This is a genomic window from Parvularcula dongshanensis (genome assembly GCF_014199615.1).
In the GTDB taxonomy this organism is placed as follows: domain Bacteria; phylum Pseudomonadota; class Alphaproteobacteria; order Caulobacterales; family Parvularculaceae; genus Parvularcula; species Parvularcula dongshanensis.
In genome coordinates this window covers 901,336-925,712 of the sequence record NZ_JACHOB010000001.1, presented here as the reverse complement: position 1 = coordinate 925,712, position 24,377 = coordinate 901,336, and the positions used below count along the sequence as shown (strand labels likewise).

The 24,377-nt window shown below is 69.0% G+C and carries 25 protein-coding genes; 9 read left to right on the top strand and 16 right to left on the bottom strand.

What is annotated here, in order from left to right; all coding sequences use genetic code 11:
• Window positions 1-5 precede the first annotated feature (5 nt).
• The 15 genes from GGQ59_RS04420 to GGQ59_RS04350 form a co-directional block, all read right to left on the bottom strand.
• Window positions 6-2,222, bottom strand: a complete 2,217-nt coding sequence (locus GGQ59_RS04420) for a sensor histidine kinase (protein WP_183816166.1) — start codon at window positions 2,220-2,222, stop codon at window positions 6-8.
• Window positions 2,223-2,317: 95 nt separating this feature from the next.
• The gene (gene dusB / locus GGQ59_RS04415) at window positions 2,318-3,358 is read right to left on the bottom strand and encodes a tRNA dihydrouridine synthase DusB (protein WP_183816164.1); all 1,041 of its coding nucleotides are present in this window, start codon (window positions 3,356-3,358) and stop codon (window positions 2,318-2,320) included.
• 20 nt (window positions 3,359-3,378) lie between these two features.
• On the bottom strand, window positions 3,379-3,570 hold the full coding sequence (locus tag GGQ59_RS04410) for a hypothetical protein (protein ID WP_183816163.1): 192 nt from the start codon (window positions 3,568-3,570) through the stop codon (window positions 3,379-3,381).
• A gap of 236 nt (window positions 3,571-3,806) precedes the next feature.
• A complete protein-coding gene (locus GGQ59_RS04405; protein WP_183816162.1) occupies window positions 3,807-4,211 on the bottom strand; it encodes a cupin domain-containing protein in 405 nt (134 codons plus the stop codon).
• Window positions 4,208-4,930 carry a DNA repair protein RecO gene (gene recO / locus GGQ59_RS04400; RefSeq protein ID WP_183816161.1) on the bottom strand — a complete coding sequence of 241 codons (723 nt, stop codon included), beginning with the start codon at window positions 4,928-4,930 and terminating at the stop codon, window positions 4,208-4,210. The genes GGQ59_RS04405 and recO overlap by 4 nt, the downstream gene beginning before the upstream one ends.
• Window positions 4,927-5,892 carry a GTPase Era gene (gene era / locus GGQ59_RS04395; RefSeq protein WP_183816160.1) on the bottom strand — a complete coding sequence of 322 codons (966 nt, stop codon included), beginning with the start codon at window positions 5,890-5,892 and terminating at the stop codon, window positions 4,927-4,929. The genes recO and era overlap by 4 nt, the downstream gene beginning before the upstream one ends.
• Before the next feature lie 641 nt (window positions 5,893-6,533).
• Window positions 6,534-7,238 (bottom strand): ribonuclease III, encoded by a 705-nt coding sequence (gene rnc, locus GGQ59_RS04390; protein WP_183816159.1) that lies wholly within the window; start codon window positions 7,236-7,238, stop codon window positions 6,534-6,536.
• Window positions 7,239-7,242: 4 nt separating this feature from the next.
• Complete coding sequence (gene lepB / locus GGQ59_RS04385; RefSeq protein WP_221400859.1) at window positions 7,243-8,040, bottom strand: signal peptidase I; 798 nt, start codon at window positions 8,038-8,040, stop codon at window positions 7,243-7,245.
• Window positions 8,041-8,060: 20 nt separating this feature from the next.
• Window positions 8,061-8,465 carry a holo-ACP synthase gene (gene acpS / locus GGQ59_RS04380; RefSeq protein WP_183816158.1) on the bottom strand — a complete coding sequence of 135 codons (405 nt, stop codon included), beginning with the start codon at window positions 8,463-8,465 and terminating at the stop codon, window positions 8,061-8,063.
• Window positions 8,462-9,235: a pyridoxine 5'-phosphate synthase gene (locus GGQ59_RS04375; RefSeq protein ID WP_183816156.1), complete on the bottom strand. Its 774-nt coding sequence runs from the start codon at window positions 9,233-9,235 to the stop codon at window positions 8,462-8,464. The genes acpS and GGQ59_RS04375 overlap by 4 nt, the downstream gene beginning before the upstream one ends.
• On the bottom strand, window positions 9,232-9,813 hold the full coding sequence (gene pyrE / locus GGQ59_RS04370) for an orotate phosphoribosyltransferase (RefSeq protein ID WP_183816155.1): 582 nt from the start codon (window positions 9,811-9,813) through the stop codon (window positions 9,232-9,234). The genes GGQ59_RS04375 and pyrE overlap by 4 nt, the downstream gene beginning before the upstream one ends.
• The gene (locus tag GGQ59_RS04365; RefSeq protein ID WP_183816154.1) at window positions 9,810-12,218 is read right to left on the bottom strand and encodes a RelA/SpoT family protein; all 2,409 of its coding nucleotides are present in this window, start codon (window positions 12,216-12,218) and stop codon (window positions 9,810-9,812) included. Before GGQ59_RS04365 ends, pyrE begins: the two co-directional genes overlap by 4 nt.
• 6 nt (window positions 12,219-12,224) lie before the next feature.
• Entirely contained in the window at window positions 12,225-12,590 is a 366-nt protein-coding gene (gene rpoZ / locus GGQ59_RS04360; protein WP_183816153.1) for a DNA-directed RNA polymerase subunit omega, read from the bottom strand.
• An 85-nt stretch (window positions 12,591-12,675) separates the two neighbouring features.
• A complete protein-coding gene (locus GGQ59_RS04355) occupies window positions 12,676-13,698 on the bottom strand; it encodes an NADP-dependent oxidoreductase (protein ID WP_183816152.1) in 1,023 nt (340 codons plus the stop codon).
• Between the two features lie 44 nt (window positions 13,699-13,742).
• Entirely contained in the window at window positions 13,743-14,654 is a 912-nt protein-coding gene (locus GGQ59_RS04350; protein ID WP_183816150.1) for an alpha/beta fold hydrolase, read from the bottom strand.
• A 294-nt stretch (window positions 14,655-14,948) separates the two neighbouring features.
• On the opposite strand from GGQ59_RS04350, the gene GGQ59_RS04345 reads away from it, so the two are divergent.
• Window positions 14,949-16,424, top strand: coding sequence for a DEAD/DEAH box helicase (locus tag GGQ59_RS04345; protein ID WP_183816148.1), 1,476 nt, complete (start codon window positions 14,949-14,951; stop codon window positions 16,422-16,424).
• Here the strand turns inward: GGQ59_RS04345 and GGQ59_RS04340 are convergent.
• Window positions 16,421-17,848: an FAD-binding oxidoreductase gene (locus GGQ59_RS04340; RefSeq protein WP_183816146.1), complete on the bottom strand. Its 1,428-nt coding sequence runs from the start codon at window positions 17,846-17,848 to the stop codon at window positions 16,421-16,423. The genes GGQ59_RS04345 and GGQ59_RS04340 overlap by 4 nt on opposite strands.
• Window positions 17,849-17,947: 99 nt before the next feature.
• On the opposite strand from GGQ59_RS04340, the gene GGQ59_RS04335 reads away from it, so the two are divergent.
• From GGQ59_RS04335 to GGQ59_RS04300, 8 genes are all read left to right on the top strand, one after another.
• Window positions 17,948-18,916 (top strand): complex I NDUFA9 subunit family protein, encoded by a 969-nt coding sequence (locus GGQ59_RS04335; RefSeq protein WP_183816144.1) that lies wholly within the window; start codon window positions 17,948-17,950, stop codon window positions 18,914-18,916.
• 160 nt (window positions 18,917-19,076) lie between these two features.
• Window positions 19,077-19,883, top strand: a complete 807-nt coding sequence (locus tag GGQ59_RS04330) for a hypothetical protein (RefSeq protein ID WP_183816142.1) — start codon at window positions 19,077-19,079, stop codon at window positions 19,881-19,883.
• 10 nt (window positions 19,884-19,893) lie between these two features.
• The gene (locus tag GGQ59_RS04325; RefSeq protein WP_183816140.1) at window positions 19,894-20,346 is read left to right on the top strand and encodes a phage holin family protein; all 453 of its coding nucleotides are present in this window, start codon (window positions 19,894-19,896) and stop codon (window positions 20,344-20,346) included.
• Window positions 20,346-21,542 carry a DUF3618 domain-containing protein gene (locus tag GGQ59_RS04320; RefSeq protein ID WP_183816139.1) on the top strand — a complete coding sequence of 399 codons (1,197 nt, stop codon included), beginning with the start codon at window positions 20,346-20,348 and terminating at the stop codon, window positions 21,540-21,542. The genes GGQ59_RS04325 and GGQ59_RS04320 overlap by 1 nt, the downstream gene beginning before the upstream one ends.
• A gap of 107 nt (window positions 21,543-21,649) precedes the next feature.
• On the top strand, window positions 21,650-22,075 hold the full coding sequence (locus GGQ59_RS04315; protein WP_183816137.1) for a hypothetical protein: 426 nt from the start codon (window positions 21,650-21,652) through the stop codon (window positions 22,073-22,075).
• A gap of 9 nt (window positions 22,076-22,084) precedes the next feature.
• A complete protein-coding gene (locus GGQ59_RS15355; RefSeq protein WP_221400858.1) occupies window positions 22,085-23,521 on the top strand; it encodes a UdgX family uracil-DNA binding protein in 1,437 nt (478 codons plus the stop codon).
• Window positions 23,518-23,919, top strand: coding sequence for an RNA-binding S4 domain-containing protein (locus GGQ59_RS04305; RefSeq protein ID WP_183816135.1), 402 nt, complete (start codon window positions 23,518-23,520; stop codon window positions 23,917-23,919). Before GGQ59_RS15355 ends, GGQ59_RS04305 begins: the two co-directional genes overlap by 4 nt.
• A 1-nt stretch (window position 23,920) precedes the next feature.
• A complete protein-coding gene (locus GGQ59_RS04300; RefSeq protein ID WP_183816133.1) occupies window positions 23,921-24,364 on the top strand; it encodes a tellurite resistance TerB family protein in 444 nt (147 codons plus the stop codon).
• Window positions 24,365-24,377 lie beyond the last annotated feature (13 nt).

Here is a 24,377-nt window from a genome sequence, read left to right as displayed (position 1 = left end):
GGGTTTCATGCTTCAAGCCTTTCCCGCGCGGCCCCGCCGCGCGTTTCCTCCTGTGCGGGCAGGACGATGCGCGCGCGCGCGCCGCCGCCCTCCGCATTGTCGATCTCGAACCGGCCCCCTTGGTCCTCGGTCGCCTTGCGGACGATGGCGAGGCCGAGCCCCGTCCCCTTCTCGCGCGTCGTCATGTAGGGCTCGGTCAGCCGATGGGCGGCTTCCGGGGGCAAGCCGGGGCCGTTGTCGCCGACCTCGATGACCGCCTCCCCGCCCAGACGCAGCAATGCGACGCTGACGGAAGGGTCGTCCACGGCGTGTTCCGTGACGGCCTCGGCGGCGTTCTTCAGCAGGTTGCCGACCGCTTGGCTGAGAAGGCGCCCGTCGCACGCCGCGAGCACGGGCGCTTCCGGCAGCTCGGTGACGAAGCGGACGGTGGGGAAGGCGACGGTGATCGGGAAGGTCGCCTCGCGGATCAGCTCGCCGAGGTTTTCGGTCGCCATGACCGGCTCGGGCATGCGGGCGAAGGCGCTGAACTCGTTCACCATGCGGCCGATGTCGCCGACATGGCGGATGATGGTGTCGGTGCAGCGGTCGAAGACCTCGCGGTCGTCCTGATCGATCTGCTTGCCGTAGCGGCGGCGGATACGCTCCGCCGAGAGTTGAATGGGCGTGAGGGGGTTCTTGATCTCGTGCGCGATGCGGCGCGCGACGTCGCCCCAGGCCGCGCTTCTCTGCGCGCCGACGAGCGCCGTGATGTCGTCGAGCATGACGATGCTGCCCGCCTCGTCGTGCTCGCCGCCCTCCGCCACGATCTGCACGTTGAGGATGCGGGTCACGCCGCGGCGTTGCGCCTCGATCTGACCCGAGAGGCTGCCGTCATGGGTTCCGCTCGCGCGCTGGAGGAGAGGGGCCAGTTCCGGGGCGACCGAACCGAGCGGCGTGCCCTGCAGCGTGCGCCTGCCCATGCCGAGGATGCTCGCGGCGGCCGGGTTCGCGAAGACGACGTGCCCGTCACCCGAGACCGTCAGTACCCCTGCCGGCACGCCGGACAACACGGTCTCGATGAAGCGGCGACGCTGTTCCTGCTCCTCGTTCGCGGCGATCAGGTCCGCCCGCTGCGCCTCGAGCTGCTCGGTCATCGTGTCGAAGACGCGCCCGAGGTCGCCGAGCTCGTCCCGGCGCGGGGGGAGGTTCACGCGGCTCGAGAGGTCGCCCTCGGAGACGCGCCCCGCCGCCGTCGCGAGCCTGCGCACGGGGTCGACCACGCTCTCCGCGACGAGGAGGCCGAGATAGACGGCCGCGAGGAGAAGGATCATCAAGAGGAGGCCGTAGCCGACGGCGAAGTTGACGCTGAGGTTCGCAAGCCGGCGCCTGACCCCCGCCGCCTCGTCGCGGAAGTCGCGCACGGCGAGGAGCTGACCGCTCAAGGCGGGCAGTTCCGACTTGTAGGCGATGAGGGTCGCGCCCCCGAGCGCCTCGGTGCGGAGCGTCGCGTAGTAGGTGTCGAGCGTGGTCGCGTCGAGCACGTTGAAGGAGCCGTCGCCCGCCTCCTTCATGCTTTCCAGGACCGAGATCGGCGGAAGGTCGAAGGGCTCGCCCGGCATCTGGCTCACGGCGGCGACCACCCGGCCGTCCGGCCCGAGGATCGTCAGCCCCGCGAACTCGCGAAGCACCGCCTGGCCGAGGAGCCAGCTGCGGAAATAGACGGGGGAGGCCTCCGGTCCGCCGCCGAAGCGTTCGAGGACCACGAGGTCCTCGGCCAGGCCGCCGAGCTTGACGCCCGCCTCCTGCGCCTGCGCCGCGAAGTAGCCGTTGGCGAGGTCGCGGGCCACGGCGTTGGACGCCTGGACCCGCTCGAGGAAGTAGTTCTGCGCGAAGGACTGAAGGACGGCACCTGAAAGGACGAAGGCGACCACCGCCGGCACGATGCTGACGACCGAGAGCACGCCGACGAGGCGGCCGTGCAGCTTCGCCCCCCGGCTGCCCGCCCGCGCGGCGCGGTAGAGGGCGAGGAGGCGGCTGCCAACCAGAAGGCCGAGGACGCCGACAAGGACCAGGAACAACGCGAAGAGGACCGGCACGGCCGTCGGCACACTGTCCACGAGGTGGGCGAGGACCCAAGCGGTCGTCGCGAAGACGAGGCTCGCGAGCAGGGCGAGGAGGACGAGGACGGTCCGGTTCGACAACCGGCCCGGCCTTCTCAGGAACAGCTTTTGCCGGCTTGCCAACGCGACGCCTCGATCGACCTGCGGCGAGAATGCATCACCTGTTACCGAGATTCAACACAATCGGTAACCATGAACGAACGTTGTGCGCCTTCGCCTCAGGCTGCGATCGCGGCGGGCTCCTCGAGCATCGCCGCCTCGAGGCCGGCGGCGACCTGTTCGGCATCGGTCGACCGGCAGAGCGCGCCCGCGAGGGCCCGGCCGCCGTCCGGCGCCGAAGCGTGGACGTGCCTGACATAGGCCGCGACGTGCTTGCGCGCCGTGCGGATGCCGAGCGCCCTGCCCCGCTCGGCGCTTTGGCCGTGGCCGCATGCGTAGTGCGTGACGGTCTCGCGGTAGTGACGAACCGCGATGCGCGCCCGCGTGCGGGGATCGGGCTCCTGCGCCTCGCCGCCACCTTCGAGCGCCCTGGCGATGCCTGCGAGGAGCCAGGGGCGCCCCTCCGCCGCCCGGCCGATCATGACGCCGTCCGCGCCCGACGCCGCGAGCGCGGCGCGGGCGTCGCCAGCGGTCCTGACATCGCCGTTGACGAGGAGCGGGATCGTCACCGCGTCCTTGACCGCCTGGACGGCGTGCCAGTCCGCCTCGCCCTTGTAGAACTGGCAGCGGGTCCTGCCGTGCACGGTGACGAGCTGTACGCCCGCCTCCTCCGCCCTGCGCGCGAGCTCGGGCGCGTTGAGGCTGTCATGGTCCCAGCCGAGGCGCATCTTGAGCGTCACCGGAACGGACACGGTACCGACCGTCGCCTCGATCAGCGTCAGGGCGTGGTCGAGGTCGCGCATCAAGGCAGAGCCGGAGAGCGCGCCCGTCACCTGCCGCGCGGGGCAGCCCATGTTGATGTCGATGACGTCCGCGCCGTTCGCCTCGGCGATCCGGGCGCCTTCGGCCATCCAGCGCGCCTCGCGACCGGCGAGCTGAACGACGTTGAGGCCGAGCCCCTCGTCCAACGCCGCGCGCAGCACCACGTCGGGCCGCGCTCGCGCCAACTCTTCGGACGCCACCATCTCGGAAACCACCATCCCCGCCCCGCAGGCCGCGACGGCACGCCGGAACGGCAGGTCCGTCACGCCGGACATGGGCGCGAGGACGACGTTGTTCGTCAGGGTGTGCGGGCCGATGCGCAGCATGGACGTGCCCATAGCGAAGACTCCGGCCTGGGTCAGCCTGCTGTCGAAGATGCAGGCCACTGGACCAAAAGGCCCTCCATGAACAACGCCGTGAGAGCATTCGTGATGATCAACAGGTAGATCATCGCCCACACGCGCGCGCCGATCTCGTAGCCAGTCAGCCGCTGAACCGTAGTCGTTACGATATCGGCGACGAGCGAAAACGAGATCACGACGAGGAACACGATCCCCGTCCATGGGGGAGCGACATACCAGTCAGGCAGAGAGGCGAGTACGACTGCGTAGCAAAGCGCCATTGCGCTTACGAGGGCAATCCAAACCGCAACTTGGCGTGGCTGCCATCGCCCGAACGGTCGGCGGTACCGAGCCCGCATCCCGTCGGACATATGATCGAGCACAGCGCCGTTCGGACCAAACTCGCGCCTTCCGCCCATCACGCTCTCCCCGATCTCGTTTGATCCTACCGAGGCGCGCGTCCGCCGTCACGCGGGCTGATCGAGCCGGTTCGCTGCTCTTCCAGGCTACGCGTCAGCGGCGTGACCTCCGCCCCGGTATGCGCCGTGCTCGCCGGTTCGATCAGCGCGATCAGGCACTCTTCGTCGGCGACGGGATTGTGGCGAACGCCGCGCGGCACGACGTGAAGGTCGCCCGGGTTCAACGTGACGGCGGGGCGGTCCTCGTACTCGATGCGCAGGCTGCCCTTCAGCACCAAGAACGCCTCGTCCTCTCCCGCGTGGTCGTGCCAGACGAACTGCCCTTCGAGGCGCGCGACCTTGACCATGGCGCCGTTGACCTCGGCGACGATCTTCGGCGACCAGGTCTCGGGCCGCGCGGCGGCCTCCGCTTTGAGGTCGGTCACGGTCATAGGCGTGTCTCCAGCTTGCGCCGGGCTTCGGGCAGGGTCTTGCCCGCCGGGGCCAGTAGGCGGTCTTCCAGGAAGTAGCCCGTCATGCGGAGCGCGGCGGCGACGTCGCCCCGCACGGGCTCGCCCATGCCGATGAGGAAGGGCGGAAGGGGCAGCATCTTGTCCTTGTACGGCATTCCCGCTTCCTGGCTGACGGCGGTGCCGCTCTTGGGGCTGACGAAGACGAGGTCGGCGCCGTCCTCGAGCATCCGGCCCGTCGCCGCGCAGCGGTCGAGCGTGAGACCGAAGCCGAGCGCGTCGAGGAGGCCGACCTCCCACTTCGCGAGCAGGATCGGGAAGAGGAGCTTCTCCTCGACGTGGTCGAGGATCACGCAGGTCGCGTCGTAGAGCTGGGTCTGCTGCTCGCCCTCCGGCAACACGGTCGCCAGCGTATCGGTCACCGCCGTCAGTCCGAGGAGCGCGTGCCGCTCGGCCAGGGCGCCCGCCGCGCGGGGGCGGCGCAGCTCCAGGTCGAAGTAGCCGAGGGCGCGTTCGCCCTTGCCGTGCCAGGTGACGGCGACGCCGTTGCCGGGCTGCAGGAGCGGACCCTTCGACTTGCCCTGCCCGCCATAGACGATCGCGCCTTGCCGGCCGTGAAGGCGCGTGAAGAGGTCGCCGATCGCGTTGCTCTCGCCTTGGGCCCTCGCGTCGAGGACGATCGCATCGTCCGACCAGTTCACGGCTTGGGCAGGCCCTCGAGGCCGAGGCCCCTGAAGCGTTCCGCGTCCTGCGCCCAGTTCTCGCGGACCTTGACGAACAAGAAGAGGTGCACGGTCTCGCCGAGAAGCTCGGTCAGCTCTTCGCGCGCGAGGCGCCCGACGGTCGAGATGGTGTGCCCCTTCCGTCCGAGGACGAGGGCGCGCTGGCCCTCCCGCTCGACGTAGACGACCTGCTCGATGCGAAGCTCGCCCTTCTTAGTGCGCGACCAGCCCTCGGTCTCGACCGTCAGGCTGTAGGGCAGCTCCTGATGGAGGCGGAGGAACAGCTTCTCGCGCGTCACCTCGGCGGCCATCAGCCGGTCGGAGATGTCCGAGAGCTGATCCTCGGGGTAGAGGAACGGCCCTTCGGGCATGAGCGACGTCAAGTGCCGCTTGAGGTCGTCCGTCCCCCGCCCCTTGTCGGCGGAGATCATGAAGGTGTCGGTGAAGACGCCTTCCGCGTTCATGCGATCGGCGAGCTTGAGGAGCGGCGGCGCCGGGATGAGGTCGATCTTGTTGAGGACGAGGATCGCCTTGAGCCCCTGCTCCTTCAGGCCGTCCACGATCCGGTCCGTGTCCTCCGCCGCGCGCCTCGCCGCAGCCTTCCCGGCCTCATCGGACGCGGCGATGTAGGACGGCGCGTCGACCATCAGGATCAGCGCGTCGGTCCCTTCGGCGCCCTCCCAAGCGGCTTGCACCATCGCGCGGTCGAGCGCGCGGCGCGGCGCGAAGATGCCCGGCGTGTCGACGTAGACGATCTGGACCGCCTTGCCGTCCGCGCCGTCCTCCATCGCGATGCCGCGGATGCGGGCGCGGGTCGTCTGCACCTTCTGGGTGACGATCGAGACCTTCGCGCCGACGAGGCGGTTGACGAGGGTTGACTTGCCCGCGTTGGGCGCGCCGAGCACGGCGACGATGCCGCAGCGTGACGTCTGACCGGTCATATCAACAAAGAACCCGTTTAGTAGGCTGGGACAAAGCGGTTATAGAACCTGCGAGAGCACTAGTCGCAAACAACGCACGCACAAAGGCGCTAGAAAACGTCGATAGATCATTCACATGAACAACGACTCCTAACGTCTCCTCCATAATCTTGTCAGATGTGAACCAAACAACCGCTGCCAGCATCGCCCCTGATACCCCCACTACGGATTTATAATACCGGCCCCCAAGGCGCCGTGCGTTTCCCGTCCTTTCGTCGATATCACCAACGATCGGAACCGCCTTCCAGACCGCCAATATAGACGCGAGCAGTATTGGGATATATCCAATCAGACGGTTAGATAACACTTCCAACCCTGCCGCTAACATTGAGACAACACCACAAGAAATCCAGGTCACTACCACCAGGCGTATCAGTCTTGAGAATGAGCGGGGGGCAACTACATTATCCATATGCGGACTGGTCGTCGTGTTGCTTCGTCTCCTCTTAAGTTCCCGGTGTTGGTTGGGTAGGAACACAAGGACGAAAAACAACACGATGGGGCAATAGGCCAACAGAGCACTATCCGTCGCCTCGGCGAGGCAAATTGATATGATGCCTGCCAGTGCGAACCACCCCATTTGGCGCAGTTCAGCTCCCCAATTAGCCATCGTCCGACCACACCCCTTCCCGGATCAGCACCTTTCGTGCAGCCTCTGTCTGGGCGGCGCGCTTCGAGGCGCCTTCCGCTACCTCCGGCGCCACACTGCCGACGATGACCCGGGCGGTGAAGACGGGCGCGTGGTCGGGGCCCTTCCGCCCCGCGTCTTCGTAGCTGGGCGTGCCGTGCCCCCTCTCCTGCGCCCACTCCTGCAGCGCCGTCTTGGCGTCCTCGTGCCCCCGCGCGATGCGGTCGAAGTGCTTGAGCCAGAAGCTGTCATAAGCGCGGCGCGCCGCCTCGAGCCCGCCATCGACGTAGAGCGCGCCCAGAAGCGCCTCGCAGGCGTCGCCCAGGACGCCGTCGCGGTCGCGCCCTCCATTCGCCGCCTCGCCACGCGACAGCTTCAAGGCCGGCCCGACCTTCCAGCTGCGCGCCGCCTCGGCGCAGGTCTCCTTGCGCACGAGCGCGTTGAGCCGCGGGGCGAGTTCGCCCTCCGCCATCTGAGGGTAGCGGCGCCAGAGTTCTTCGGCGGTGAGGAGGCCCAGGACGCGATCGCCGAGAAACTCGAGCCGCTCGAGGTCGCGCACGTCGGCCCGCCCGCCCGACAGGCTGGAATGCGTCAGCGCGCGGTCCAAGAGGTCGCGCCGTTCGAAGCTGTGCCCGATCGCCTCCTCGACGGCCGCCTCGGCGTCCTTGCGCCGGCTCACCGCCTCACTCGACCTTGTCGCCGATCCGGCCGTAGCGGATGGCGCCCGGCCACTTCCACACCTGCCAGAGGCGGGACTTGTCGCCGTCTACGGAGAAGGCGATGCGCGTCGCGCGGCCGACGAGCTGGTGCTCAGGCACGAAGCGGACGGTCGGCGTGCGGCTGTCCAGGGAGTTGTCGCGGTTGTCGCCCATCATGAAGAAGTTGCCGTCGGGCACGGTGATGAGCGGCGTCCGGTCGTACTCGTAGTCGTCACCGCGGCACTCCTGGATCACGTAGGAGACGCCGTCCGTGTTCGTCTCTCGATAGAGCTGTCCGCCCGGATAGCCGTCGCAGTCGGGCTCGCCCTCGACCGGGGTCCGCGCGAGCTGTTGTCCGTTGACGTAGAGGCGGCCGTGCATGACCTGAACCGTGTCGCCAGGCAGGCCGATGACGCGCTTGATGTAGTCGCGGTTGCGGTCGTTCTGGTTCTTGAAGACGACGACCTCGCCGCGCTCGGGCGTATCGGCGAAGAGCCGCCCCTCGCCCGGCAGGCGCGTCAGAGGGTAGATCAGCGACGCCTTGGAGTAGCCGTAGTCGATCTTGTCCACGATGATGAAGTCGCCGACGGCGAGCGTCGGCTTCATCGAGCCCGACGGGATGTTGAAGGGCTGGAACAGGAAGAAGCGGACGAAGAGGGTCACCGCGACCGCGATCAGCACGGTCTTCGCGATGTCCCACGCCTCCTCGCCGGCGGTCATGGGCTTCTTCTCGTCGAGGGTCTCGTCCTTCATGCCGGCGCTGCGGCTGCTCGTTCCGGTCATGCTCATCTCGTTGGGCCTTCTCATCGGGCCTGGGGCGAAGCGTAGAGGATGACGAAGGCCTGGGCCAGCGGACCGTCATCCGTGATGGTCAGGTGGATCTGGACCTCGTGCCCCTTGGGCGTGATGGCGTCCAGGCGTTTTCTCGCCCCACCCGTCAGCTGCATGGTGGGCGCGCCGGAGGGAAGGTTCACGACGCCCATGTCGCGCCAGAAGACGCCCCCGCTGAGCCCGGTGCCGAGCGCCTTGGCCGTCGCCTCCTTCGCGGCGAAGCGCTTGGCGTAGGACGCGGCGCGCATTCGCCGCTTGTCGGACTTGGCGCGCTCGATGTCGGTGAAGACGCGGTAGGTGAAGCGCTCGCCATGCCGCTCGAGGGTCTGTTCGATCCGGCGGATGTCGATGAGGTCCGAGCCGATGCCGACGATCATACGAGCATCCCCGTACGCGCGTCGTCGATCAGGCGCCGCATCTCCCGGATCGCGTCGTCGAGCCCCATGAAGACCGCTTCGCCGACGAGGAAGTGGCCGATGTTGAGCTCGCGCATGGCCGGGATCGCGGCGATGTTGGAGACGTTCTGGAAGGTGAGGCCGTGCCCGCCGTGAACCTCGAGCCCCAGCCGGTCGCCGAGCGCCGCCGCGCGGTCGATCGCGTCCCAGGCGGCTTGAATGCGGGTCGGCGTCGTCGAGAGCGCCGCCTCGGCGTACTCGCCGGTGTGAAGCTCGACGACGGGCGCGCCGATGCGGGCCGCCGCTTCGACCTGGCGCTCGTCGGGGTCGATGAAGAGGGAGAGGCGAGAGCCCGCCGCGCCCAGCTCTTCGGCGAAGCGGCGCAAAGCCTCCTCCTGCCCCGCCGCGTCGAGGCCGCCCTCGGTCGTGCGCTCCTCTCGCTTCTCAGGCACGAGGCAGACCGCGTGGGGGCGCAGCTCGAGCGCGATCGCCAGCATCTCTTCGGTCGCGGCCATCTCGAGGTTCAAGGCCGCATCCAGCGCCCGCAAGCGCTGAACGTCCTCGTCGCGGATGTGGCGACGGTCCTCGCGCAGGTGGGCGGTGATGCCGTCCGCCCCCGCCATGAGCGCGAGCTCGGCGGCCCGGACGGGGTCGGGGTGCGCGCCGCCGCGTGCGTTCCTGATCGTCGCGACGTGGTCGATGTTCACGCCCAGGCGGCAGCGCGGCGCGCTCGCGGCGGGGTTGCCGCTCACGCGAGGCCCCGGCTGCCGGGCTTCACTGCCGGCAGGTCACGCAAGTGGTCGGGGAGGGCGTCGGCGGGCCAGGCCTGCACGTCGAGCTGCGCGAGCGGGACGAGCGGCACGCCGACATCGGACTTTCCGTCCGACCGGTCGATCAGGCAGGCGAGGCCCAATACGTCGGCGCCCGCCTCCCTCGCCGCGGCGATGCATTCACGCGCGCTGAGACCCGTCGAGACGATGTCCTCGACGACGACGACCTTGGCCCCCTTCGGCAGGGGGAACCGGCGAAAGGCGAAGCCGCCGTCTGTCCGCTCGGCGAAGACGAAGGGAACGCGAAGCTGCCGCGCGGTCTCGTAACCGTAGATGATCGCGCCCATCGCGGGGGAGACGACGAAGTCGGGCGCGTCGTCGATCCGCGCCTCGATCTTCTCGGCGAGCGCGCGGCAGAGGACTTCGGTCCTGTCGGGGTAGGTACTGACGACCGACTTGTCGAGATAGGTATCGGAGTGCAGCCCCGAAGAGAGGATGAAGTGCCCCCGCTTGAGGGCGCCCGTCTCCTCGAAGAGCTGCAATACCTCCGCCGTCTTCATATGCATTCCTTTTCCGACCGTTTCGCCTCGACCACGTAGTCCGAGGCGCGCAAGCCCGTCAGCACGTTCGCCAGGTGCCGCGCGTCGCGTACCGCGATGTCGAAGCAGAGGTCCGAGAAGCGGGCCTCCCTGTTGCCGAGCTTCATGTCCACGATGTCCGCGTCGTAGCGGGCCAGCATCGTGCCGATGTGCCCGATCGCGCCCGTCCGGTTGTTCACGGTGACGACGATCGGCGCGACGAAGGCGGTGCTCGGCGCGCTCGACCAAGCGAGGTTCAGCCAGTCGGCATCCGCCGCCGCCGCCAGGACGTCGCAGTCGATGCGGTGGACGGCGACCGTGCCGCCCTGCCCCGCAACCCCGACGATGCGCTCTCCGGGCAACGGCCCGCAGCAATCGGCGAGTCGAACCTGCGCCCCGCGGGAGACGCCTTCGAGCGAGACTTGCGCCGCGGGCAGCGTTCGCCCCGCCGCCACCGGCGCGCCCGGCTGGCTGCGTCCGGCGGCTTCCAGGTTCGGATAGACGGCGGAGACGACGTCCTGACCGGAGACTTCGAGCCGGCCCGCCGCTTCGAGGAGCGGCTTGAGCCCGCGATAGCCCATGCGCTTCGCCGCCCCCCTCACCGCTTCTTCGCCGAAGGGCAGGTCGCGCGTGGCGAAGGCAGCCGTGACGATCCGCCTGCCGAGCTTCAGCTGCTCCTTCTGCGCGAGCATGCGGATCCGGCGGCGGATGCCGCTCTTCGCCGTGCCGGTGACGACGAGCCGTTCCCAGTCGGACGGAATGGGCGCATCGTCCGCGCGCAGGATCTCGACGACGTCGCCGGACTTGAGCGGCGTCCTGTTCGGCCGCGCGACGCCGTTGATCTTCACGCCGGCGTAGGAATCGCCGATCTCCGTGTGCAGCGCGTAGGCGAAGTCGAGCGCCGTCGCCCCCTGCGGCAACGGGATGACGCGGCCGCGGGGCGAGAAGGGGAAGACCTGATCGCGGTAGAGGTCGAGCTTGGTCTGGGCCAGGAACTCGGCTGGGTCGCCCCCCTCCTCGAGGCTGCCGACGGTGCTTCGCAGCCACTCATAGGTGTCGTAGCGCCCGCTCTGATGAATCTCGACCGTCTGCCCCGTCTTCTGCTGCGCGGCGGCGTCCTTGTAACGCCAGTGCGCCGCGATCCCGCGCTCGGCGGTCTCGTGCATCGTCTTGGAGCGGATCTGCACCTCGACCTTCTGGCCGTTGTGCCCGTCGCCGGTGACGAGGACGGCGGTGTGGATCGACTGGTAGTTGTTGGGTTTCGGTGTCGAGACGTAGTCGTCGAACTCGCCCGGGATCATCGGGAAGGCCGTATGGATGACGCCGAGCGCGCGATAGCAGGCCGCCGTGTCCTTCACGATGACCCGGAAGGCGTAGATGTCGGCCAACTCCTCGAACAGGCTCTCCTTGCGCTGCATCTTCCGCCAGATAGAGAAGGCGCGCTTCTGCCGGCTCGTGACCTCCGCCTCGAGGCCCGCCTCGGTCAGCTTACGGCGGATCGTCTGGGCGAGCGTGACGACGTCGTGGACCGCGCCCTCGGCGAGCTGATCGAGCTCCGCCGTGATCCCCTGATAGGCCTCGGGGAAGAGGTGCTCGAAGGAGAGGTTCTCGAGCTCCTCCTTGATGCGATGAACGCCGATCCTGCCCGCGAGCGGCGCGTAGATCTCCATCGTCTCGGTGGCGATCCGGCGGCGCTTCTCCTCGGCCATGTATTCGAGGGTGCGCATGTTGTGCAGGCGGTCGGCGAGCTTGACCAGGAGGACGCGGGCGTCCTTCGCGGTCGCCATGATGAACTTGGCGAAGCTCTCCGCCTTCCCGTCGGCATCCGCCGCAAGTTCGCGCTTGGAGATCTTGGTGACCCCGTCGACGAGGGCCGCGACCTCGTCGCCGAACATCTCGGCGATGCTTTCGCTCGTCACCTCCGTGTCTTCGACGACGTCGTGAAGGAGCGCGGTCGCGATCGTCGCCGGATCGAGCTTGAGTTCGGTCAGGATCGCCGCCACGGCGAGCGGGTGCGTGAAGTAGGGATCGCCCGAGCTGCGCTTCTGATCGCCGTGCGCCCGCATCGAGAAGACGTAGGCCCGGTTCAGGAGGCCCTCGTCCGCCTGCGGATCGTAAGCCCGCACGCGGTCGACGAGCTCGTACTGCCGGATGAAGCCGGGAGGCGGACCCTTGTGCGGCGCTACCGCCGCCTCGCCGCCCCGCGCCGCCGACGGTGCGCCCGCCGCCTCAGCGTCCGGAACAGCTTGATGCGCGCCGTCAGGCGCCGAACCCTCAGGAAGGATCGCTTGCGCCTCTGCGTCGCCACCCTGCGCCGAAGCGCGCCCTGCCGCCGGGCGCGCTGGCGCCGGGTCCGTCTGTGCGAAGGGCGCGCCATCGGCAGCCACAGGGTGTCACTTGTTCGAGGGCGAGATCGGCGCCATGCCCGTCGACTGAAGCGCCTTGAGGAGGTCTTCCTCGGAGACGGTATCGTGCTCGGGCAGGTCGGCCTTCGCCGCCGCCAGGCCTTCGGCCTCTTCCGGCTCGTCGACGTCCAGCTGCGTCTGCAGCGAGGTGACGAGGTCGTCGGCGATCTCCTTGGAGGTGATCTTCTCGTCCGCGATCTCGCGCAGGGCCACGACCGGGTTCTTGTCACGGTCGCGGTCGACGGTGAGCGGCGCGCCCGAGCCGATCAGGCGGGCGCGGTGAGCGGCCAGGAGGACGAGGTCGAAACGGTTGTCGACCTTGTCGATGCAATCCTCGACGGTGACGCGGGCCATAAGGTCTCCGGAATCTCTGGGAACAAGGCACGTAGAGGCGTCGGCGCCCAAGCGCAAGGCGGCGCAGGGCCGCGATCGTTTCGCTCTACTCGGCTACCTTCACCACCATCTTGCCGGTGTTCGTCCCCTCGAAGAGGCCGACGAAAGCGGCGGGCGCTCGGTCCAGGCCCTCATAGACCGTCTCCTCGTGCTTGACCCGCCCGGCGGCGACGAGCGGCGCGACCTCGCTGAGGAACTCTTCCGTCCTGTCCATGAAGCGGGTGACGATGAAGCCTTCCATCAGCACTTGCCGGGTCAGCAGGTTCGCGAAGTTCGAAGGACCGGCAGGCGCCTCGGTCGCGTTGTACTGCGAGATGAGCCCGCAAAGCGCGATGCGGCCGCGATCGTTGATGCAGTTGAGGACGGCCTCGAGCTGCATCCCGCCGACGTTCTCGAAGTAGCCGTCGATCCCCTTCGGCGCGAGGTCCCGCAACGCGGTCGTCAGCGAGGCGGCGTCGTGCTCCTTGTAGCCGACCGCAGCGTCGCACCTCGCCTCCCGGACCAGCCAGTCGCGCTTCTCCTTCGTGCCGGCCGAGCCGATCACGCGAAGCCCTTTCTGCTTGCCCAGCTGGCAGACCAGCGAGCCCACCGCGCCCGCCGCGCCCGACACGTAGAGCGTCTCGCCGGCCTTGGGCCGGATGAGCTGCGTCAGCCCGGCCCAAGCGGTCAGCCCCGGCATGCCGAGGACGCCCAAGAAGGCGGAGGGCGGCGCGAGGCTCGGGTCGATCTTCCGAAGCGCGCCCGCCGGAACGACGCCGTGGCTGCGCCAGCCGAGCCCCCCTTGCGCGACGACGAGGTCGCCGGGCGCGAAGCCGTCGACCTTCGATTCGAGCACCCGCCCGACCGCGCCGCCGTCGAGCGGCTCGTCCAGCGCGAAGGGCGGAATGTAGCTCTTCACGTCCGGCCGCATGCGGCCGCGCATGTAGGGATCGACGGAGAGGTAGAGCGTCTCGGCGAGGACCTCCCCCTCCTTGGGCGCGGGCAAGTCGCGCTCGACGGTCTCGAAGATATCGAGCGTCGGCTTCCCTTCCGGGTAGCGCGTCAGGTGGATCTCGCGGGCAGTGGTCATGAGGGGCCTCCGGACCGACCGCTTCGCGCCCCGCACGGCTTTCTTCAACGCCCGGCCGCAGCCCCCTTCTCCAAGAAGCGGCGAAGGTCCGCCCCGAACGCGTCCGGCTGGTCCTGATGCGGCCAGTGCCCGGCCCCCGCGTAGCGGCGCAGAGAAACCTCGCCGAACGCCGCCATGCGTCCATCGGCCTCCGGATCGCTGGCCCAGCTGTCCGTCCCGTAGGCCAGGAGCACGGGACAGCGGATCGCTGCGTAGAGCGGCAGGTAGTCGGCGGGCGGGGTCGGCCGGACCGTGGCGAAGGCGACGAGCGGGTCGTGCCGCCACGTCCATCCCTCCGGTCCTCGCCGCAGGGCGGCCTTGGCAAGGTGGCGAGCCTGCGCGGCGCTCAATCGGGGGTGGAGCGCACCGAACCGTGCGATCGCCTCCTCCTCATCCGCGAACACCCGCCGCGGCCGGCGGCCCCGCGCGAGCCGCGCCTCGGTCTCCTTCCGCAGGCGCGCAGCCCAGGGCGCCGCAGTCACGCGATCGTAGGCCTCCTGCGAGAAGCCGAGACCTTCGATGACGCAGAGCCTCGAGACCCTCTGCGGAAAGGCGGCGGCGTAGCGAAGCGCGACGTTGCCGCCTGCCGAGTGGCCGACGAGCGCGATCGGCCCCGGCCAGCGGCCTTCCGCCCACTCGTTCACCGCGGCGAAGTCCGCAAGGTAGTCGTCGTCGCCATAGCCGCCGCCCGGCACGTGGGCCGACCGCCCGTGACCGCGCAGCTCCGGTACGACGAGGCAATAGCGGTCCACGAGCGTGGCGACGGTCCAATCCCAGCTCGCGCCCGTATCCTTGAGACCGTGCTGAAGGAGGACGGGCGGCTTCGCCTCATCGCCCCAGATTCGGACGGCCAGGCGCAGGCCCGCGACCTCGACCGTCGTATCGGAACAGGGCACGCCCGTCGGAAGTCCGCTCATCCCTATGCTATGCCCGATCGTGGCGATTTGGTCACGTTGGGTTGCCGATCGTCTTTAACCCGAGACGGCGTCTTGTCTTTGGCACGCGCCCTGCTTACCTCGCAGTCGCGAAGGCGCGGTGCCGATTCTGCCGAGGCGGAGATCAGGGCGTAACACGCAGCCTCGCGTCCAGACTTCCGTACAGGGTCGCCCCCCTGGCGAGGCAGGACAGACCGCCCTGCGCTTCGTGGCCTGACGGCTTGCGGCGCGCAACTCACGCAAGACTCCTCAGACCTACCAAGCACTAAGGCACTCATGAAGTTTGTTGATCTCGGCCTCGAGCCGAAGACCCTGCAAGGGGTCATGGACGCCGGCTACGACGAGCCGACTCCCATCCAGGCGAAGGCGATCCCCGAAGCGCTGCAAGGACGCGACGTCCTCGGCATCGCGCAGACGGGCACGGGCAAGACCGCCGCCTTCACCATCCCGATGATCCACCGCCTCTCCAAGGGCAGGGCCAAGGCGCGCATGCCGCGCAGCCTGGTCCTCGCGCCGACGCGCGAACTCGCTATGCAGGTGGCTGAGAGCTTCGAGAAGTACGGCAAGTACCACAAGCTCTCCATGGCGCTCCTGATCGGCGGCGTGTCGTTCAAGGACCAGGAGATGAAGTTGACGCGCGGCGTCGACGTCCTCGTCGCGACGCCCGGCCGCCTCCTCGACCACCACGAGCGCGGCAAGCTCTTGCTGACCGGCATCGAGGTGATGGTCGTCGACGAGGCAGACCGCATGCTTGACATGGGCTTCATTCCGGACCTCGAGCGGATCTTCAACCTCCTGCCCTTCACGCGGCAGACGCTGTTCTTCTCCGCGACGATGCCCGACGAGATCACGCGGATCACGAACCAGTTCCTCTCCGCGCCGACGCGGGTCGAGGTCAGCCGCCCGGCCCAGACCGCCGAGACCATCCGGCAGCTGATCGTGAAGATGCCGCAGGGCGGCGACGCGCTGAAGCGCGCGACCCTGCGCAAGGTCATCGACGACGCGGAGAACCTTCAGAACGGCATCGTCTTCTGCAACCGCAAGCGGAACGTCGACGTCGTCGCGAAGTCGCTGCAGAAGCACGGCTACGACGCGCGGCCGATCCACGGCGACTTGGCGCAGGCGTTCCGCATGGAGACGCTGAAGGCGTTCCGCGACGGCGAGCTGAAGCTGCTGATCGCCTCGGACGTCGCGGCCCGAGGCCTGGACATCCCCGAGGTCTCTCACGTCTTCAACTTCGACGTACCGGTGAACTCCGACGACTACGTCCACAGGATCGGCCGGACGGGCCGCGCGGGCCGCAAGGGCACGGCGGTGATGCTGGTGACGCCGAACGACACCAAGCAGTTCGACGCCGTCCTCAAGACGACGAGCCAGGAAGGCATCGAGGAGGCCGACCTCGGCGACTTCTTCGAGACGGTCGAAGTCGAGGAGAAGCCTCGGCGCAAGCGCAGCGAGCTCGCCAAGTCCGGCACCAGGAGCCGCAGCCGGAAGAAGCCTGCGGACGAGAAGGTCGCGGAGGAGCCGAAGCCTGAAAAGGTCGAGGAGAAGTCCGAAGCCGCCGCCGAAGCGCCGAAGGACGAACCGCGCAAGACGGACAAGCGCGACGACGATCGCCGCTCTTCTCGCGGCGGCCGTGGCCGGTCGCGCCGCGACGACGGCCCGGCGATGAGCCATGGCGACAGGGTGGTGGGCTTCGGCGACCACGTGCCGGCCTTCATCTTGCGCGACGACGCCGCGAAGGCCGCCTAGGCTTCGGGCGACAGGAGCTTGCCGGGGTTCATCAGGCCTTTGGGATCGAAGGCCTGCTTGACCGCCCGCATCAGAGCGATCTCGACCGGGCTCTTCCGCTCGGCGAGTTCGTCCCGCTTGAGCTGGCCGATGCCGTGCTCTGCGGAGATCGAGCCTTCATGCGCGACCACGACGTCATGGACGCGGCGTTCGATCTCGCTCGCCCTCTGCCGCCACGCGGCATCGTCGGCGCCTTCGGGACCGAGCACGTCGTAGTGGATGTTGCCGTCGCCCATGTGCCCGAAGGCGATGACGCGCGCGCCCGGCACCAAGGCCTCCACCGACGCGTCCGCCTCCTCGAGGAACGCCGGCACGCGCGCGACCGGCACGGAGACGTCGCACTTCACGCAGTAGGTCGGGTCGTTCTTCATGGCCTCCGACGCGTTGTGGCGGATCGCCCAGAGGCCTTCAGCCTGCGCCAGCGTCTCGGCGATCGTGCCGTCCGTCACGAGCCCCCGCTCGAAGGCCTCTTCCAACAGGCCCTCCGCGACCGCGCGTAGCGTGCCTTCCGTCCCGGCGGTCAGCTCGGTCAGGACGTAGGCAGGCGACGCCTCGCCGACCGGGCGGTGGAGGTCGGAGAAGTGTTCGAGCACGAGGTCGACCGTCGCGCCGTTCATCAGCTCGAAGGAGGTCACCTGACCGCCCGACCGCTCCTGCGTCAGCGCGAGGAGTTCCACCGCCGCCTCGGCGCTCGGCACGCTGAGGAAGGCGGTCACCCGCTCGCGCGGCGCAGGGTGGAGGCGCAGAACGGCGGCCGTGATGAGGCCGAGCGTTCCCTCACCGCCGATGAAGAGCTGCTTGAGGTCGTAGCCCGTATTGTTCTTTCGCAGCGCGTTCAGCCCGTGCCAGATCCGGCCGTCCGGCAGGACCGCCTCGATCCCCAAGGTGAGGTCGCGCGCGTTGCCGTAGCGGAGGACCGAGACCCCACCCGCATTGGTCGACAGGATCCCGCCCACATTCGCGGTGCCCTCGGAGCCGATCGAGAGGGGGAAGAGCCGACCGGCCTCTTCGGCCGCAGCCTGGACCTCGGCGAGCGTCACCCCCGCCTCGGCCGTCAGCGTGCCGCCCTCGGGCGAGACCTCGCGAACCTTGCGAAGGCGCTTCGTCGAGACCAGCACCTCGCCGTTCGGCACCTGTCCGCCGACGAGGCCAGTGTTCCCGCCCTGCGGCACGATCGCGATGCCGTTCTCATAGGCGTAGGCGAGGACGGCGCCGACCGCCTCGGTGCTGCCGGGTGCCAGGATCAGCGGCGTCTCCCCCCGCCAGCGTCCGCGCCACTCGGTGAGGTGCGCCTCGCGGTCCGGGCCCTCGACGAGCGCCCTGGGTCCAGCGCGCTCGGTCAGTGCGTTGATGTGTTCGGGGCTCGGCGCGGTCGGTCCTGTCATGGGCCCCACCTAGCCCCCTGCCGCACTGCCCGCGAGCCCTGGGGCTACACAAGCGCGCCCCGCCCCGCTAACGGGCGCCTAGCATCGCGGAGACAGATCATGGCCAAGCTCGCCACCGTGTTCGGCGCCTCGGGCTTCCTCGGACGCCACGTCGTGCGCGAGCTGACCACGCGCGGCTGGCGCGTCCGCGCCGCGGTCCGCAGGCCCCACCTCGCCGAGTACCTTCAGGTCTTCGGCGTGCCCGGCACGGTGCAGCTCTTCCAGGCGAATGTCCGCCACCGCCGCTCGGTCGAGGACGCGGTCGCGGGGGCCGACGCCGTCGTCAACCTCGTCGGCCTCTTGGGCGAGGTGGGCAAGAACACGTTCGACGGCACGCAACGCGACGGCGCCCGCATCGTGGCGGAGTCGGCGGCGGACGCAGGCGTTCGGGACCTCGTCCACGTCTCGGCCATCGGAGCGGACGCGGACAGTGACAGCGACTACGCCCGCACGAAGGGCGAGGCGGAGCGGCTCGTCGCCGAGGTCTTCCCCGAGGCCGTCATCCTGCGGCCCTCCATCGTGTTCGGTCCGCAAGACGCCTTCTTCAACCGCTTCGCCGGCATCGCCCGCCTCTCCCCGGCGCTGCCCCTGATCGGCGGCGGCAAGACGCGGTTCCAGCCCGTCTACGTCGACGACGTCGCGGACGCAGTCGCGGCGGCCGTCACCGACCCGGCCCATCGCGGCAAGACCTTCGAGCTCGGCGGACCCGAGGTGATGACGTTCAAGGAGCTCATGCAGCTGACCCTGCACGTCACCGGGCGCCGTCGGGCGCTCGTCCCCCTACCCTTCCCCATTGCGGGGCTGGTGGGACAGGCTGGCGACCTCGCCGCGAAGCTGCCCTTCGTTCAGGCCCCGCTGAGCGCCGATCAGGTGAAGCTCCTGAAGCGCGACAACGTCGTAGGAGAGACCGGCAAGGTCGGCACGTTCGCGGACCTCGGCATCACGCCGACGGCGATGGACGCCGTGCTGCCCAGCTACCTCTACCGCTACCGCAAGCACGGCCAATTCTCGCCGGAAGTCGCCCTTTAAGCTGCCTTAATCGGCTTTACTCACCCTGACGTGACCGTCCGTTCACGCGCGTAGCAGCGAAGAGCGGAACCGCGCCCCTGAGCCTGTGTTGCCCTATCGCAAGGAGGGGGTGCGCCTTCGCGCGCCCTGCTCCTCCCGAGGACAACCGAAGGAGCGTGTCATGGACGATACGACGAACGACAAGGCGCACGACGCCAAAGAGAAACTGGTCAAGCCAGAGACGGAGACGGCCGTTCGCGACGCCGCGGAGGCAGTGAAGCACACGGCGTCCAAGGCGAAGACGACGGCCTCCCAGAAGGCGAAAGAGGCCAAGGGTGCGGCGGGTGACGTCGCGCACGAAGTCTCGGGCGAGGCGCACGCGCAGTTCGACAGCGCGAAGGACCAAGCCCGCTCGACGGCTGCCGAGCTCAAGAGCAACGCCCAGCAACGCGCTCGTGAGGAAGCGGAGACCCGAAAGGCGCAAGCGACCGGTGCGCTCGGCCTCGCCGCGCGTGACCTGCGCGCCGCCTCCGACGCGGTGGAAGAGTCGTGGATGACCCGCGCCTTCTCGACCGTCGCGAACCAGCTCGAGGACGTCAGCCGCTCGATCGAGAACAAGTCGCCGAACGAGCTCCAGGCCGTCGCGCGCAACGCGGCGCGCAACCATCCGGGCCTGTTCTTGGCAGGCTGCTTCGCCGCCGGCGTCGCGATCACGCGCACGCTGAAGGCCGCCGCCTCGGAACAGACCGGCCACCTCTACGACGACGGAGCTTCGGGCGACTATTCCGGTTCGCGCGACTACGGCGCGGCGTCGTCGGACCGTCCGGGCGCGACGAGCGGCGCGAACTTCGCCGACGAGACCTACTCGTCGGCGACGTCGGATGTCTCGGCGGGCAGCGGCATCGGCGAAGCCGACGCGGGTTACGCCGGAACGCGGGCGAACGATCCGAACGATCCGACGCTCGGCAACGATCTGAACCGCCAGTAAGGAGGGCAAGATGGCAAGCGCAACACCCCCTAACGGAAGTGAGTACACGGCGGAGCAAGTCCGCGTCGCGGGCGGCCCCGGCTACGTGGCTGACCCGTCCGTTGGTACGCTGATCTCCAGCCTCCTGTCGGACACGTCGCGCCTCGTCCGCGACGAGGTTCGGCTCGCCAAGGCCGAGGCCGGCGAGAAGGCGACGCAGGCCGTTCACGGCGTGAGGGACATCGCGATCGGCGGCGGCATCGCCTTTCTCGGTGTGATCTTCCTTCTGCTCGCGGCGGTCTACGGCCTGTCCGAAGTGATGCATCCGGCCTTCGCCGCGCTGATCGTCGGCGCCGTGGTCGCGATCATCGGCTACGTGCTTCTCAAGAAGGGCACGGCGGATCTCAAGGCGAAGAACCTCGCCCCCAAGCGGACGCAAGCGAACATCTCGCGCGACGCACACATGGTTAAGGAGTCAGTCTGATGGCTAAGAACGACGAAATCTCTTCGATCGAGTCGGACCTGGAGGCTACGCGCGCCAGGACCGAAGCGACGATCGACGCCCTGCAACGCAAGCTGCAGCCGCGCGCCGTGGTGGACGAAGCGACCCGCTTCTTCCGCGGTACGGACAGCGGCAAGTATGCGGAGGACGTCACGCGGAACGCGCTGGCGCAAGCCCGCGAGAACCCCGTGCCGCTCCTCTTGATGGGCATCGGCGCGGCGCTCCTCGCGACCAAGCGTCCGGGCCGTACGACTTATGTCAACGAAACGACGGCCTACGGCCTCGGCGCGGATACGGATGCGGAGGTCTTCGCGGACGACTACGCCGCGCAGCAGGCCGAGCTCGACGCGCTCTATGATGCGGAGTGGGAAGAGACCCACCGCGTCATCGGCTCGTCCGAAGCGATCGACCGGACCTATACCCGCCTCGACGACGAGGACGAGGATACCTATCAGAACCGCCTCTACGAGGCGCGCGGCCGCGCCTTCGAGATCGAGCGTCACGACGACGAGGACGACAAGTCCTTCCGTCAGCGGATCGACGAGCGTCTGCACCGCGCTAAGTCGAAGGCCGGCGAGTACAAGACGCGCGCCGGGGACTATCGCCGCCGTCAGACCGAGAAGGCCTCCGGTCTCTATCAACGGGCGGGCGACCGCACCTCGGCCTTCTACGGCGACGCCAAGTCCCGCGCGGGTGGCCTGTACGGCAGCACGCGGCAGCACGCGTCCGACTTCGCGCAGGGGACGCAGGCACGTGCGGGCCGTTTCGCCGACAGCACGAAGCAGCACGCCAGCGACCTCGCTCACGGCACGCAGGACGCTGCCCGTCGCTCCGTGCACGCGACGACGGACTTCTACGAAGAGCGTCCGCTCGTCGCCGCCATCGCGGCGGTCGCCGCGGGTGTGATCGCGGGTTCGTTCTTCAGCGTGACGGGCAATGAGCGCCGGGCCCTGCGTCCGGTCTCCGACCAGCTCGGCGACGCGGCGAAGCGCCTCAACGAAGCCGCGAACGCGAAGATCGCCGAGTACGCGCACCGCGTTCAAGAGTTCGCCGAGCGCACGGAAGAGCGCGTCGACGACGTCGCTGCGAACGACGTCGGCAGCAACGAGGTCTCGGACGCCGAGACCGACACGACGGGTTACACCCCGTCGTCGCAGCCGACCGGTGCGTCCTCCTAAGCGCGAGACCAATGAGCGAACGAACGGGCGGCCTTCGGGCCGCCCGTTCTGCGTTTCAGGCGAGAGAACGCTAGCGAATCCGCGTGTCGTTCCCTAAGTGTTCCTATATGTCGGATTGGCAGCGCAAGAACTGGGCGGCCGCGCAAGAGGCGCAGGATGCGGCTATCGCGAAGCAGCGCGAGCGGGAGAAGAAGGCCCGCGAACGGTCCGCCCGCAACGCCCAGCGCAAGATCGCCCGTCTGCGCAAGACGCTCGCCGAGAACGGGGAGATTACCGACTTCGAGGACGAGTTCGCGGGCTCGGTCGCCGAACGGCTCGACAAGTACGGCGCGGCCTTCGCGGATCCGGGCCTCGGCCGTCCCGGCGACGCGTTGTCGAGTGCGCAGAAGCGGGTCGTCGCGAGCATGAACCGCAAGGTCAAAGAGGCGCGGGCGGCCGAGAAGGCGAAGCGCGCCGAGGCGGCTGAGACCGAAGAGGACAAAGCCGCGCCCGCCCCATCCGCGAACGTGGTTCGCCTGACCCCTCGGCGCTAGCTTCCAGTGGTGACCGTCCTCGCCCCCGCAACCATTGTCGTCACCCTCGATGCCGAGGACGATGCCGAAGGCTTCCAACGGGAGGCCCGATGCCTCCTTGCCGACCGCGTTCCGCCCGGTCAGGTCGTCTGGCGCGTCAGGGGCGCCGAGCACGACCTCTTCGCCGCGCCGCCAGAGCGGACGGTTGCGAAGGGCGAGGTCACCCTGCCCCGCCCGGCGGTCGAGCTCGCCAACGTGGCGGTGCATCACTCGGATCCGAGCCGGTTCTCGTTGATCTACGCCTTCTTGTACCGCTCGCTGACCGATCGCGGGCTGGCCGAGAACCCGGCCGATGCGCAGGTCGCGGCGCTTCGCCGGATGGAGAAGGCGATCCGTCGGGACGCCCACAAGATGCATGCCTTCGTCCGCTTCCGGCGGGTAGAGGCCCAGGACGGCGCCGAGCGTTTCGTCGCCTGGTTCGAGCCGGACCATCACATCGTCGAACGCGAAGCGCCCTTCTTCATCCGGCGCTTCGCCAACATGGACTGGACCATCGTGACGCCGCGCCGGACGGTGCGGTGGGACACGGAACGCCTTCATGTCGGGCCCGGCGGGCGGCGCGAGGACGTGCCGGCAGACGACGCCTTCGAAGATGCTTGGCGGACCTATTACGGCTCGATCTTCAACCCCGCCCGGGTCAAGGTCTCGGCGATGCGCGCCGAGATGCCGAAGAAGTACTGGCGCAACCTGCCCGAAGCGCGCGCCATCCCCTCATTGATCGAGGCGGCGCCCGCGCGGGTCGCCAAGATGGCCGAGGACGCGCGCCGTGACGACGAGGCGCGGCTCGGCCATGCGATGCCGCAGCGACAGGCGCGGCCGCTCGCCATGCCAGCCATCCACACCCTCGTGCGCGGCTGCACGAACTGCCCGTTGCACGAGCCCGCAACGCAAGCGGTCACCGGCGAGGGGCCGGCGGACGCACGCCTCTTCCTCATCGGCGAGCAGCCCGGCGACATGGAGGACCTCGAAGGCCGCCCTTTCGTCGGCCCGGCGGGTCAGGTCCTGACGCAGGCCATGACCGAGGCCGGGATCGAGCGAGGCGAGACCTACCTCACCAACGCGGTCAAGCACTTCAAGTTCGAGCTTCGCGGCAAGCGGCGACTGCACAGGACGCCCTCGGCCCGCGAGGTCGACGTCTGCGCCGAGTGGTTGCAGGCGGAGCACCAGGCCGTGGCGCCGCACGTGACCGTCACGCTGGGCGCGACGGCCCTTCGTGGCCTTCTTGGCCAATCCGTTCCTCTCGCTAGGGTGCGCGGCACGGTGCTCGACCTGCCGACGGGGTCGAAGCTGATCCCGACCTTCCACCCCGCCTATCTTCTTCGCCTGCCCGATGATGGGGCCCGGCGGATCGAGGAGGGTAAGTTTCTGTCCGACCTCAAGCGCGCCAAGGCGCTCCTCGCCGCGTGACGGCCCTGCCCGACGCCTCCTTACGGCTCGACCGGTGGCTGTGGCACGCCCGGGTCTTCAAGACGAAGGCAGGGGCGGCGAAAGCCGTGCAGGAGGACGGCGTCCGCATCACCCGCACCGGTCAGACGCAGCGCTGCGAGAAGCCGAGCTTCGGGGTGCGGGTCGGCGACATGGTGGCGCTGAGCCGCGGCCGGCGGGTCCTGGTCCTCGAGGTGGTGGCGCTCGGCGAGCGGCGCGGACCGTCCGCCGAGGCGCGGGCGCTCTACGCCGACCACTCGCCGCCGCCCCCGCCGCGGGAGGTCGCGCCGCCGCCCGTGTTCGAACGGGGTGAGGGCGCTGGCCGCCCGACCAAGAAGGATCGCCGGGCGCTCGACGCGCTTCGGGAACAGGAGGACTAGGATGCTCGGAAAGCTGTTCGAAGGTTTCAAGAAGGAAGAACCCAAGGACGAGGCGGCGTCCGTGCCGCGCGCCCTCGCCGCCCTGCTCGTCGAAGCCGCGCGGGCCGACGAGGACTACACCGACGCCGAGCGGGCCGTCATCGACCGGGTGCTCGAACGCCGCTTCTCGATGAGCCGGGACGAGGCGCGGACGACGCGGATCGAGGCGGAGACCGACCAAGCCGAAGCGAGCGACCTTTACGGCTTCAGTCACGTCGTGCGGGACGGCCTCGACCGCGAAGGCAAGCTCGGCCTGATCGAGGACATGTGGCGGGTGGTCCTGACGGACGAGACGCGCGACCCGTTCGAGGAGCAGGTCATCCGGCGTCTGGTCGGCCTCCTGCACCTCGAAGACACGGACAGCACGACGGCCAGGCGCCGGGCGGAGGCGGCGAGCCGGCCGTAGGAACGGCCGGTCC